This is a genomic window from Kitasatospora sp. NPDC092286, from assembly GCF_044755565.1.
Classification (GTDB): domain Bacteria; phylum Actinomycetota; class Actinomycetes; order Streptomycetales; family Streptomycetaceae; genus Kitasatospora.
Genome location: NZ_JBIVRD010000026.1, coordinates 24,036 through 37,073, shown reverse-complemented (window position 1 = coordinate 37,073; position 13,038 = coordinate 24,036). Strand labels below are relative to the sequence as shown.

8 protein-coding genes are annotated in these 13,038 nt (G+C 71.3%); 6 read left to right on the top strand and 2 right to left on the bottom strand.

Features of this window, described 5'->3' with window-relative positions; all coding sequences use genetic code 11:
* Positions 1 to 40 precede the first annotated feature (40 nt).
* Positions 41 to 1,165: a septum site-determining protein Ssd gene (gene ssd / locus ACIQIB_RS24970; RefSeq protein WP_400760704.1), complete on the bottom strand. Its 1,125-nt coding sequence runs from the start codon at positions 1,163 to 1,165 to the stop codon at positions 41 to 43.
* Between the two features lie 691 nt (positions 1,166 to 1,856).
* Between ssd and ACIQIB_RS24965 the strand changes: the two genes are divergently transcribed.
* On the top strand, positions 1,857 to 2,756 hold the full coding sequence (locus ACIQIB_RS24965) for an HAD family hydrolase (protein WP_400653444.1): 900 nt from the start codon (positions 1,857 to 1,859) through the stop codon (positions 2,754 to 2,756).
* 380 nt (positions 2,757 to 3,136) lie between these two features.
* Here the strand turns inward: ACIQIB_RS24965 and ACIQIB_RS24960 are convergent, their stop codons facing one another.
* Positions 3,137 to 4,030 (bottom strand): oxidoreductase, encoded by an 894-nt coding sequence (locus ACIQIB_RS24960; RefSeq protein WP_400760702.1) that lies wholly within the window; start codon positions 4,028 to 4,030, stop codon positions 3,137 to 3,139.
* A gap of 226 nt (positions 4,031 to 4,256) precedes the next feature.
* On the opposite strand from ACIQIB_RS24960, the gene ACIQIB_RS24955 reads away from it, so the two are divergent.
* The 5 genes from ACIQIB_RS24955 to ACIQIB_RS24935 all read left to right on the top strand — a co-directional run bounded on the left by ACIQIB_RS24955 (position 4,257) and on the right by ACIQIB_RS24935 (position 12,901).
* On the top strand, positions 4,257 to 5,249 hold the full coding sequence (locus tag ACIQIB_RS24955; protein ID WP_363604098.1) for an ATP-binding protein: 993 nt from the start codon (positions 4,257 to 4,259) through the stop codon (positions 5,247 to 5,249).
* Between the two features lie 392 nt (positions 5,250 to 5,641).
* Complete coding sequence (locus tag ACIQIB_RS24950; RefSeq protein WP_400760701.1) at positions 5,642 to 8,047, top strand: SulP family inorganic anion transporter; 2,406 nt, start codon at positions 5,642 to 5,644, stop codon at positions 8,045 to 8,047.
* A 233-nt stretch (positions 8,048 to 8,280) separates the two neighbouring features.
* Positions 8,281 to 10,236 (top strand): acetate--CoA ligase, encoded by a 1,956-nt coding sequence (gene acs, locus ACIQIB_RS24945; RefSeq protein ID WP_400760699.1) that lies wholly within the window; start codon positions 8,281 to 8,283, stop codon positions 10,234 to 10,236.
* Between the two features lie 508 nt (positions 10,237 to 10,744).
* Complete coding sequence (gene nhaA, locus ACIQIB_RS24940; RefSeq protein ID WP_363604094.1) at positions 10,745 to 12,133, top strand: Na+/H+ antiporter NhaA; 1,389 nt, start codon at positions 10,745 to 10,747, stop codon at positions 12,131 to 12,133.
* 291 nt (positions 12,134 to 12,424) lie between these two features.
* On the top strand, positions 12,425 to 12,901 hold the full coding sequence (locus ACIQIB_RS24935) for a phage holin family protein (RefSeq protein WP_363604092.1): 477 nt from the start codon (positions 12,425 to 12,427) through the stop codon (positions 12,899 to 12,901).
* Positions 12,902 to 13,038: the final 137 nt, after the last annotated feature.

Genomic DNA, 13,038 nt, shown 5'->3' with positions numbered 1-13,038 from the left:
TCAGCGCTGCCCACGACGCGGTTTCCACGCAGACGGACCATCAGTACACCCCTCCTCCGGCCACCGGCACCGGCGGCAGCACCTCGTCCAGAAAGGTCTCGCAGAACCGCGCGAGCGGACCGTTCTCACGGATCCCGGGCGGCACACCCTTCTCGACATCGGCGGCCAGCCCGGGCTCCGGATCCAGCTCTCCCGCGAGTTCGAGCCGAAGCCCTTGGGCGATCCGGCGGGCCGGAAGGCCGAAGGGCCGCAGCGGGCGCACCACCACCCGTACGTCGCCGAGCCGCATGCGGGCCGCTGCCGCGACCCGGTCGGCGGCCGCCACCGCGCGCAGTTCGGCCGGCACCACCAGCAGTGCCAGGTCGGACTGTTCCAGCGCCTGCCCGGCCGCCGGATCGAGGTGGCGCGGTACGTCGATCACCACGAGGCCGCCGCGTCGGCGGGCGGCGGCCAGCACACTGCGCATGGCCTCGGGCGGCACGGTCAGGGTGTCGCCACGGTCCCAGGACAGGCAGGACAGGGCCGTCAGCCGCTTCAGGACCGGCAACGCCTTGGCCAGCTCGGCACCGCTGACCCGGCCCCGCGAACCGGCCAGGTCGGGCCAGCGCAGACCACCGGCCGCCTCCCCGCCGAGCAGGATGTCGAGCCCGCCGCCGAGCGGATCACCGTCGATGAGTATGGTCCGGCGGCCGGTCCGCGCGGCCGTGACCGCGAGCGCGCAGGCCAGGGTGGAGGCACCGGCACCGCCCCGGCCTCCGAGGACCGAGAGGGTGAGCGCCGGTGTCCCGACGCCTTCGGCCGCGTCCGCGATCCGGTCGAGCAGCCAGGCCTCGGCGTCGGGCAGGAACAACACGTGCTCGGCGCCGAGTTGGACGGCCCTGACCCACACCTCGGGGTCGTCCAGGTCCAGTCCGAGCAACAGCACCCCGTTGCGGCGGGGCAACCCGGCACACCGGTCGGCCTGGTCGTCCCCGACCAGCACGAGTGACGAGCCCTCCCAGAGCCCGCGCGGCGGCGAGGCTCCCCGGATCAGCTGGGGTTCGGTGCCGGCGGCCGCGCAGAGCCGCAGCAGGTGCTCTGCCAGGCCCTCGTCCTCGGTGACGACGAGCGGGCCGGTGGCCTCGGGGCCGTCGGCGGCGGTGTGGTCGGCGGTGGGTGTCGACATGGCGCTCTCCCCTGTGCGGCGCCCGTCCGCACGGAGCGGTCCGGGCGCACATCCGGATGGTCCCGGCAGGCGGCTGCCCGGCCCGCCCCGCAGGACGAGCCCGGCAACCGCTGCCGACCACCACGGTGGAGCGCGATCGGGGTTGCGTCAGCCCGGTTCCGAATCCCTGTGGACAACTCGGGGCTGTGGATAACTACGTTCACCCGGGCGGGGGGCTATTGAGCAAAGAATTGACGAAACGGGCTCACCGAGAAGAACCGGCACGCGGCTCACACGATCCCCGGCCGACGTCGGCCGACCTCACTTCGGGACGTCTGCGAGGCCCATTCGGCACGCCGCCGGGCCATCGACAACTGAGAGTAATCAACAACGCAGAGTGACGAAATCAGATCCCTGGACGCCCGCCCCGACACCCCTTGTACGTGCCGCACGGACCATCGGCGGCATCCTCGGAGCGAGGCTTTCAAACCCTGAAAATGGCCCCGGACGTGCGACGACCCCCGCCGGGGGGGAGAGCGGGGGTCGTCTATCCACAGCCCGACTCGGGGGGGAGGAGCCGGACCGGGTTAGCACGGTCGCGAACGATCCGTGACTTCCATGGTGTACCCGAGCGGCCAGAAACACAAACCCGCACGCCCACGAGTACACCGAATGGCGGGGTGTTTTGCGGTGCCCTCTATCCTCGGTTCCCGTGGACACCACCGAGAACGCCGACGAGTACGCCGACGAGTCCCCGAACGGCACCACCAGGACCGGTGGGGCCTCCTCACCCGCCCATCCGCGGACGGGCGGCCCGCGCACGGCGGCCTTCTTCGACCTGGACAAGACCATCATCGCCAAGTCGAGCGCGCTGGCTTTCAGCCGGCCTTTCTACCAGGGCGGTCTGATCAACCGTCGGGCCGTACTCCGCAGCGCGTACGCCCAGTTCGTCTTCCTGGTCGGCGGAGCGGATCACGACCAGATGGAGAAGATGCGCGAGTATCTCTCCGCGCTCACCCGGGGCTGGAACGTCCAGCAGGTCCGCGAGATCGTCGCCGAGACCCTGCACAACCTGATCGATCCGATCATCTACGACGAGGCCGCCTCCCTGATCGAGCAGCACCATGCGGCCGGCCGCGACGTGGTGATCGTCAGCAGTTCCGGTTCCGAGGTGGTCGAGCCGATCGGCGCCCTGCTCGGCGCGGACCACGTGATCGCCACCCGGCTGAAGATCGAGGACGGTTGCTACACCGGCGAGATCGAGTACTACGCCTACGCCGAGAACAAGGCGGCGGCCATCCGGGAGTTGGCCGAGGTCGAGGGCTACGACCTCGCCGCGTGCTACGCCTACAGCGACTCGTCCACCGACCTGCCGCTGCTGGAGGCGGTGGGTCACCCGTCCGCGGTCAACCCGGACCGCGCCCTGCGCAAGGAGGCGGTGGCCCGCGAGTGGCCGGTACTGGTCTTCGACCGCCCGGTGGAACTGCGGCGGCGGCTCCCGGAGTTCTCGGCACCGAGCGGCTCCGTCCTGACGGCCGTGGCCGTCGGCACGGCCGTGCTGACCGCCGGGGTGATCTGGTACGCGGCCAGGCGTCGGCGGCCGGCGGCCTGACCTCTCTCCGGGCCTGACGCCCGCCGCTCCAGGACGGCAGGGCCGGCCCGCCTAGGACAAAACGGTCAAAAGGCGAAGACTTCTCATTTCGGGTTCCCCTTTCGCCCAAAACGCGATACAAATGAAGCACGGCCCGCGAGACCCGGTCAGGACCTAAGAGGTCAAACCGACAACGCAGTTCAGGCCACACGGACCGCGCGTACGGATAACTGAGCACCCACATGCAGCCGACCCGCTGTCGGGCCGCCGCACCAGACGAACGGGCAGGATCCCCGTCTGATGGGCACTTCCGGTGCATGCATGGTCACCCGGCATCTGTACCAGCGGCGGCACCCGGCAGGATCGAGTGCCGCCGCATCTTCCGCCTCCTCGGACCCGGCTCAGACCATGCCGCGCTGCATCGCCTCGCAGACCGCCGTACTCTCCCGCACGCCGAGGCGCAGCGCCCGGCCGCAGTGGCCGATCCAGTCCGCCAGCCCCTCCGGGGTGCCCGCCAGATAGCCGGCCAGCGACCGCCGGTAGGCGTCCGTGCCCAGTTCCGCCAGGCCGACCTCGACCGGACAGATCGCCTTCGGGTCGAGCCCCTCGGCGATCAGTACGATCCGCTGCGCGGCGCGCGCGATCACGCCGTTGTGGGAGGCGAACGGCCGCAGCGCCAACAGCTCCCCGTGCACCACCGAGGCCACCACCAGGGCCGGCGTCCCCACCCCCTGCCCCTCCCCGCGGGCGATCAGCAGCCGGGAGAGCTGGTCGAGCCGGGCGGACACCTCGTCGGCCCCGGGGGCTGGAGACAGTTCGGCCACCGGCCCGCCGGTCGCGGCCTCGACCTCGACGCTCTCCACCGGCTTGAGCTCCAACGGGAACAGCGCCTCGGCGGTCTCCCCGGACTGTCGCGGCCGCCCGGCCGACGCGTCGGCGTCGCCGACCGCCAGCAGGTGCAGCCGGGCCAGCACCTGAAGCGGCGAGTGCCGCCAGGCGCTCAGCAGCTGACCGGCCTCGGCGGCGATCCGCAGGGCCGCGCCGACCGTCCGGGCATCGGGGTCCGCGCCGAAGTCGCTGCGCCTGCGAACCTCCTCCAGCGGCCAGTCCGCCCCGGCCAGTGCCGCCGAGGCACGGGCGCCGCGCAGCGCCGACTCGGAGGTGACCTCGGCCGCGCGGCGGCGCATCACCCGGTGACCGTAGAGGCGGTCGACGGCCTTGCGCACCTCGGCCACCGCGTCGGGCACTCCGGGGAGCTGGGCCAGCGGGGCGAGGGGATCTGTTCCAGTGCTCACCTACCCGAGAGTAATGAACGGAGGGCATTTCCCGGAACAGCAACCCCATATCACCCGTTCGAGGCAATCCTCACTTCCCTTCGACGAGGAACCCGAAACCCTGGATAGCATGGCCACTATCGGAGACGATAACGGTTTCCAGGTTTGGGGACCGTCGACCTCGGCGCACGAGGCCGCGAGCAAAGAGGCCCGGAGCGAGGGCCCAGAGCGAGAGCCGGAGTCCCAGATGAAGATCGCCTTCGTCGGCAAGGGCGGCAGCGGCAAGACCACGCTGTCCTCACTGTTCATCCGCCACCTGGCCGCCACCGGCCGCCCGGTCCTCGCCGTCGACGCCGACATCAACCAGCACCTCGGCCCCGCACTCGGACTGACTGACGCCCAGGCCGCAGAGCTGCCCTCGCTCGGCGCACGCCTGCCGGAGATCAAGGAGTATCTGCGCGGCAGCAACCCCCTGATCGGCTCCGCCGCAGAGATGATCAAGACCACGCCGCCAGGCCGGGGTTCGCGACTGCTCCGGATCGTCGAGGAGAACCCGGTGTACACGGCCTGCGCCCGCCCGGTCATGCTCGACGAGGGATCCGTGCGACTGCTGGCGACGGGCGCCTTCACCGAGGAGGATCTCGGGGTGGCCTGCTACCACTCCAAGGTCGGCGCGGTCGAACTGCTGCTCAACCACCTGGTGGACGGCCGGGACGAGTATGTGGTCACCGACATGACGGCGGGCTCCGACTCCTTCGCCTCCGGCCTGTTCACCCGCTTCGACCTCACCTTCCTGGTGGCCGAACCGACTCGCAAGGGCGTCTCCGTCTACCGCCAGTACAAGGACTACGCCCGCGACTTCGGCGTCGAGCTGCACGTGGTCGGCAACAAGGTGCAGGGTCCGGGCGATCTGGATTTCCTGCGCCGCGAGGTCGGCGACGACCTGCTGGCCACCTTCGGGCAGTCCGACTGGGTGCGCCGCCTGGAGCAGGGCGCCGAACCCCCACTGCGGGTTCTGGAGCCGGCCAACCGCGCCGTCCTGGAGCGGCTGCGGGTCGAGGTCGACGCCGCCTACGACCGCCGGGACGCCCGCCGCTACACCGAGCAGGCCGTCCTCTTCCACCTCCGCAACGCCGAGAGCTGGGCCAACGCCAAGGTCGGCCTCGACCTCGCGAGCCAGGTCGACGGCGAGTTCGTACTCGGCGGCGAGCAGAGCACAGCGGCCGGCGCACGCGCCTGACCGGCGGCCACAGGGCACATCCGACACCGAACGGGCCGCGGCCTCCCCCACCCCGGGGAGGCCGCGGCCCGTTTCGCACCCAGCGATGGCATCAGCAGATTTCCGCTGGTTCGAACACCACCCAATGGGGTGAATCGGGGACTGCGGACCTACCGGCCAAGGTGACGCTGTGCAAAGCTTTCATTACCCTCGGTTTACCGAGTCTTGATGGTCCTCTTCTTGAGGCCCTTGATGGTCCAAGGTCCGGCCGGTGACACCCGCACTCCCCGCCGCACCCACACCATCCCGCCACACCGTCGCGACCCACGACAGCCGATCCGACTCCCCGAGCCCACAGCCGGACTCACCGCCGGACCTGACTGCGTTCGTTCCCCCGGAAAGACGGGAAGACAATGACCCTCGACATCTCCAGCGCACCCATCGCCTCCGACACCACCGATCACGCCCCACCCGGCCCCGGCTCCCGCGCCCGTTGGGCACACGACCTCTCCGCCTCCCTGGTGGTCTTCCTGATCGCCGTGCCGTTCTCCCTCGGCATCGCCCTGGCCACCGGCGCCCCGCTCACCGCAGGCCTCGTCGCGGCCGCCGTCGGCGGCATTGCCGTCGGGCTGCTCGGCGGTACACCCCTCCAGGTGAGCGGCCCCTCCGCCGCGCTGACCGTGATCACCGCCGGCCTGATCTCCCAGTACGGCTGGCGGGCCACCTGCGCCATCACCCTCGCCGCAGGCCTGCTCCAACTGGTGCTCGGCGTACGCCGGGTGGCCCGCACCGCACTCGCCGTCTCACCCGCCATCGTGCACGGCATGCTGGCCGGGATCGGCGTCACCATCGCCATCGCGCAGTTGCACGTCGTCCTCGGCGGCTCCGCGCAGAGCTCGGCCTTCGCCAACCTGCTCGCCCTGCCCGGCCAGTTGGCCGGCCCGCATCCACCCGCGCTGATCGTCGGCACGCTCACCGCGGCCGTTCTGCTCGGCTGGCCCAGGCTCGGCCGGCTCCCGGGCCGTTTCGGCGAGTTCGGCGCCCGGCTGGCCGCCGTACCGGGCCCGCTGGCCGCGGTCGTCACCGCCACCGCGCTCTCCATGGTCCTTGGCCTGCGGCTCGCCCATGTCGGGCTGCCTGCCTGGCAGCCGCACGACCTCGCCCCGGAACTGCCGCACGGGCCGCTCGCCGGTGCCCTCGCCGCCGTCCTGACCGTCGCCGCCGTGGCGAGCGTCGAGTCGCTGCTCTCCGCCGTCGCCATCGACCGCATGTCCCGCCGCACCGGGGACCTCGACCGCGAACTGCGCGGCCAGGGCGTCGCCAACCTGCTCAGCGGACTGCTCGGCGGACTGCCGGTCGCCGGAGGAGCGGTACGGAGCACCGCCAACGTCCGGGCCGGTGCGCAGAGCAGATGGTCCTCGATCCTGCACGGCGTCTGGGTGCTGGTGGCGGCGCTGGTGCTCACCGGGGGGCTCCGTCACATCCCGCTGGCCGCGCTGGCCGCCCTGGTCCTGGTCGTCGGCCTGCAGATGGTCAGCTTCGCGCACATCCGCAAGGTGCACCGGCACCGCGAATTCCCGGTCTACCTGGCCACCGTGCTCGGCGTGGTGCTGCTCGGGGTCCTGCTCGGCGTGGCGCTGGGGGCCGCGACCGCCGTCCTGCTCGCGCTCTACCGGTTGACCCGCGCCCATGTGGACGTCCTGGTCGGCTCCGACGAGTCGGTCACGGTGCAGACGCACGGACCGCTCACCTTCACCGCCGTGCCCCGGTTGAGCCGGGCGCTGGCCGGAATCCCCGCCACCGCCGAGGTGACGATCGTCCACGACGGCTCGTTCCTGGACCACACCGCGTACGAGACCCTGCACAGTTGGCGGGCCGGCCACCTGGCCGGCGGCGGCCGCGTATCGATGGTGACGCGCCGCCAGGACGACGAGGTCCTCGATCCCGACGGCACGGTCCGGGCGGGCAGCTCCCCCGGCCCGCACCGCTGCCGGGCCTGGACGCCCTGGGTCGGCCACCACTGCATCGACCAGCAGGAGGATCCGCACAGTCGGCTGATGGACGGCGTCAGGGTGTTCCAACTGCACACCGCTCCGCTGGTCCGCCCCGAGCTTGCCCGACTGGCCCGGGAAGGGCAGACGCCCTCCCAGCTCTTCCTGACCTGCGCGGACTCGCGGATGGTCACCAGCATGATCACCAACAGCGGGCCGGGTGACCTGTTCACCGTCCGCAACGTCGGCAACCTGGTACCCGCTCCCTTCGAGCCCGGCGCGGCCGACGACTCGGTGGCGGCCGCGGTGCAGTACGCCGTCGAGGCGCTGGAGGTGCGCTCCATCACCATCTGCGGGCACTCCGGCTGCGGTGCGATGAAGGCCCTTCTGGACGGGGTGCACGAGCGCCAGGGACCGCCGACCCCGCTCACCCGCTGGCTGCGTAACGGCCGCGGCTCGCTCGACCGGCTGCGACGGGTCCCCGCCGAGTTCACCGCCCGCCCGGTAGTCGACCTGGTGGAGCAGCTCTGCATCACCAACGTGGTCCAGCAGCTGGACCAGCTGATGGCCAACCCCGCCGTGGAGCGCCGGGTCGCCGAGGGCACACTCCGGCTGGTGGGTATGTACTTCGACCTCGCCACCGCACAGGCCTATGTGCTCGATCGCGAGAGCGGCCGCTTCAGTCCGATCGAGGCGCTCGACGTCGGCGCGGCCCCGGTCAGGCCCCGCGACACGCCCGAGCAGGCGAACGAAATCGAACAGGTCTCCGCCGTCGACGTGGACAGCGGCACGGCGGCGGCCGGGAGCGACCCCCGGCTGGCCGCCTGAGAGCCGGGCCCGTGTCCCCGCCGGGCGGGCCGGGGCGCGGGCCCACCTCACCCGCCGGTGCCGAGGCGTGTCGCGCGTCGCCCGGCCGTTCGACTCTCGATCAAAGGTCTACACCAATTCCTCGGAGCCTCTTGTCAACTGACCTCTTCGCCTGGTGAGCTGTGCGCTGGGACACACGGGACAATCCCCACGCACGGGAATGCCCCCGATCATGACTCGATGAGGAGTGCGCGTTGAGCAACGAGAGCCTGGCCAACCTACTCAAGGAGGAGCGGCGCTTCGCCCCGCCGGCAGAGCTCGCCGCAGCCGCCAACGTCACCGCGGCCGCGTACGCGCAGGCCTCCGAGGACCGCCTGGGCTTCTGGGCCGAGCAAGCCCGTCGCCTCACCTGGGCCGTCGAGCCCACCGAGACGCTGGACTGGTCCAACCCGCCGTTCGCCAAGTGGTTCGCCGACGGCAAGCTCAACGTGGCCTACAACTGCGTCGACCGCCACGTCGAGGCGGGCAACGGCGACCGGGTCGCGATCCACTTCGAGGGCGAGCCCGGCGACGGCCGCTCGATCACCTACGCCCAGCTCAAGGACGAGGTCTCGCAGGCCGCCAACGCGCTGCTGGAGCTCGGCGTCGTCAAGGGCGACCGGGTGGCGATCTATCTGCCGATGATCGCCGAGGCGGTCGTCGCGATGCTCGCCTGTGCCCGGATCGGCGCCACCCACTCCGTGGTCTTCGGCGGCTTCTCCGCCGATGCCGTCGCCTCCCGCATCCAGGACGCCGACGCCAAGCTCGTCATCACCGCCGACGGCGGCTACCGGCGCGGCAAGCCGTCCGCGCTCAAGCCCGCCATCGACGAGGCGCTGACCAAGACCCCGCAGGTCGAGCACGTCCTCGTGGTCCGCCGCACCGGCCAGGACATCTCCTGGACCGAGGGCCGCGACGTCTGGTGGCACGAGATCACCGAGCGCCAGTCCACCGAGCACACCCCCGAGGCGCACGACGCCGAGCACCCGCTCTTCATCCTGTACACCTCGGGCACTACCGGTAAGCCCAAGGGCATCCTGCACACCTCGGGCGGCTACCTCACCCAGGCCAGCTACACCCACAACGCCGTCTTCGACCTCAAGCCGGAGACCGACGTCTACTGGTGCACGGCCGACATCGGCTGGGTCACCGGCCACTCCTACATCGTCTACGGCCCGCTCTCCAACGGCGCCACCCAGGTCATCTACGAGGGCACCCCGGACACCCCGCACCAGGGCCGGTTCTGGGAGATCGTCCAGAAGTACGGCGTGACGATCCTCTACACCGCGCCCACCGCGATCCGCACCTTCATGAAGTGGGGCGACGACATCCCCGCGAAGTTCGACCTGTCCTCGCTCCGGGTGCTGGGCAGCGTCGGCGAGCCGATCAACCCCGAGGCCTGGATCTGGTACCGCGAGCACATCGGCGCCGGGAAGGCCCCGATCGTGGACACCTGGTGGCAGACCGAGACCGGCGCGATCATGATCAGCCCGCTGCCGGGCGTCACCGAGACCAAGCCGGGCTCCGCCCAGCGCGCCCTGCCGGGCATCGCGGCCACCGTCGTCGACGACGAGGCCAACGAGGTCCCGAACGGCTCCGGCGGCTACCTGGTGCTCACCGAGCCGTGGCCGTCGATGCTGCGCACCATCTGGGGCGATGACCAGCGCTACATCGACACCTACTGGTCGCGTTTCCAGGGTCGCTACTTCGCCGGTGACGGTGCCAAGAAGGACGAGGACGGCGACATCTGGCTGCTCGGCCGGGTCGACGACGTGATGCTGGTCTCCGGCCACAACATCTCGACCACCGAGGTCGAGTCGGCACTGGTCGGCCACCCGGCCGTCGCCGAGTCCGCCGTGGTCGGCGCCACCGACGCCACCACCGGCCAGGCGATCGTCGCCTTCGTCATCCTGCGCGGCACCGCGGCCGACAGCCCGGAGCTGGTCGAGGAGCTGCGCGCGCACGTCGGCAGGACGCTCGGCCCGATCGCCAAGCCGAAGCAGATCAAGGTGGTCGGCGAGCTGCCGAAGACCCGCTCCGGCAAGATCATGCGCCGCCTGCTGCGCGACATCGCCGAGGGCCGCGAGGTCGGCGACACCACGACCCTGGCGGACAGCAACGTGATGAACCTGATCCAGTCCCAGCTCCCCGCTGCGGGCAGCGAGGGCTGAGTGCAGGCCTGAGCCGCTTGAGCCGCTGAGTCGCTGAGCTCCGGGCATGGGGCCCGGCGCCCGGGACGTGGGTGTGCCCCTGGTGGTCACGATGGTGACCACCAGGGGCACACCCATGTCCGCTTCCTGCCCGACCGCAGCCGCCACGACGCCGGCCACCGGCCCCCGGCCCCGGCCGTCTGCCGTTAACGCCTTCACCGCACCGCGCTGGCACGAGCAGCGACAAGGGCCGGATCCGAAGGATGTCCACCATCCGACCGCAGGTCGGCACCCGTCCGCATGCGGCTGCCGCCGTTCGGGTGCCACTCAGAAGTACAGAACAGGCCCCTGCGACTTAAGTCCTGAAGTATGACAATCAGGATGTCCCCTTGCGGTTCCCGTTAGACTGTCAACGACGCATCAAGATCCCCACTCGGGAATCCGTGCGTCACAGGGCGCGCCGGGAAGTCTGGTCGGCACTGCACCACAGGTGCATCCGCAGACCGTTCCGCGCCCCAGGAGGTCCCTCGTGGCCAGCCAACCGACCACCAATGAGCCGACGACCCGGCGCCGCCAGCTCCTCGGCCGGTTGTCGCTTCCCGAGCGCACCTACGTCACCGACGCCCTGCGCACCGAGACGGTCGGCGGCATCCTGCTGCTGACCGCCGCCGTGGTGGCCCTGATCTGGGCCAATGTCTGGCCGCATGCCTACGAGAGCGTTCTCGACTACACCATCGGGCCGTCCGGCCCGCTCCACCTGAATCTCAGCCTGGACGCCTGGGCCAAGGACGGCCTGCTGACGATCTTCTTCTTCGTGGCCGGGATCGAGCTCAAACGCGAGTTCGTGGCGGGTGAGCTGCGGAGCCTCAGCGCCGCGATACTCCCCGTCATAGCCGCGGTCTGCGGCGTGGCGCTGCCGGCGATCCTGTTCGCCGTCACCAATTCCGGCAGCGGCGGGCACCCGGGCGGCTGGGCGATCCCGACCGCCACCGACATCGCCTTCGCGCTCGGTGTGCTGGCCGTGGTCGGCAGCCACCTGCCCTCGGCGCTGCGCGCGTTCCTGCTCACCCTCGCGGTGGTCGACGACCTGATCGCGATCCTGATCATCGCGATCTTCTACAGCTCCGGTATCAAGTTCTGGGCGCTCGGACTGGCCTTCGCCGGCCTGGTGCTGTTCTGGTTCCTGCACCGGCGCGGGGTGCGCGGCTGGTACCTGTTCGTACCGCTGGCCCTCGTGGTCTGGGCGCTGATGCACGAGAGCGGTATCCACGCCACGGTCGCGGGTGTCGCAATGGGCCTGATGCTCCGCTGCCACCGGGTCGGCGACGAGAAGCACTCCCCCGGTGAGCGCATCGAGCACCTGGTCCGCCCGCTCTCGGCCGGGCTCGCCGTTCCCGTCTTCGCGCTGTTCGCGGCCGGGGTGACGATCTCCGGACCGGCGCTCCGCGAGGTGTTCACCCAGGCCACACCGCTCGGCATCATCATCGGCCTGCTGGTCGGCAAGACCGTGGGCATCTTCGGCGGCACCTGGCTCACCGCCCGTTTCACCCGTGCCGAGCTGAACCCTCAGCTCAAGTGGGCCGATATGTTCGCGGTCTCGGTGCTGGCCGGCATAGGTTTCACGGTCTCGCTGCTGATCAGCGAGCTCGCCTTCCCCGGAAACCAGGCGCTGGCCGACCGGGCCAAGGCGGCCGTCCTGGTGGGCTCACTGCTCTGCGCGCTGGTCGCCACCGTACTGCTCAAGCTGCGCAACCGGCACTACCGGGAGCTGTGCGAGGAGGAGGACCGCGACCTGGACGGCGACGGCATCCCCGACGTCTACCAACAGGACGACCCGGCCTGGCAGGCCCGGCTGGCGAAGTCGGCGGAACGGGCGGCGGACGAGCACCCGGGCACCGGCACCAACGAACTCCGCTGAGTGCTCGGACGCCCCCCTCGGCCTCACCACAGGCCCGTCGCGCCCCACCGCAGCCCCACCACGGCCCCACCCGGCTCCCGGGGCCACCGGCGGCCCGCCCGCGACGCCACGCAACGGCCCCCGGCATCGGGACACGTCCATCCGGCGGGGCCCCGGAGTGGTGTCCGACTGACTGGTAGGGGCATGATTCTGAGCTGTCGACAGTCCACTGACGCCACCGGACCCCCGCCGGTCCCCGGAATCGCACCGTACGGCGGCGTCACGCCGCACAGCCGCAGAGGAGAACCGCTGATGCCCGCAGGAGCCGCAGACCCGTCCAGCAACGGCCGGGCGCCCTACGAGGGCGAGCGTTCGGTGGGGCAGCTGTTCGCGGCGGCCACCGCCGATCTGTCCGCGCTGGTCCACGACGAGATCGCGCTCGCCAAGGCCGAGCTCCGGGCGGACGTCAAGCGCGGCGTCTCCGGCGGTGTCTCGCTGACGGTCGCCGGCGTGGTGGCGCTGGCCGCCGTCCCGATGCTGAGCGCCGCAGCGGCGTTCGGGATCCACGCGCTGGGTCTCTCGCTCGGCTGGTCGTTCCTGATCGTGGCCGGCGCGTACCTGCTGCTCGCGGTGGTGCTCGGGCTGCTGGCGCTGCGCTCGTTCAAGCGGATCGAGAAGCCGCACCGCACCATCGAGGGCGCTCAGAAGACCGCCGACGTGCTCAAGAACGCCCGGCCGCGCCCGGCCACCCAGGAGGAGATCGACCGGGCTCTGGGCCGCATCCCGTAGACCCGGCCACACGGCGCCGGGACCGACGGGACCGACAGGGCCGGCAGGGCCGGCAGGGCCGGCAGGGCCGACGGGACCGGGAAGACCCGGCGGACGCGCCGGGTCCGGCTCCCGGCGGCGGCCGGGCGCCCCGAGAG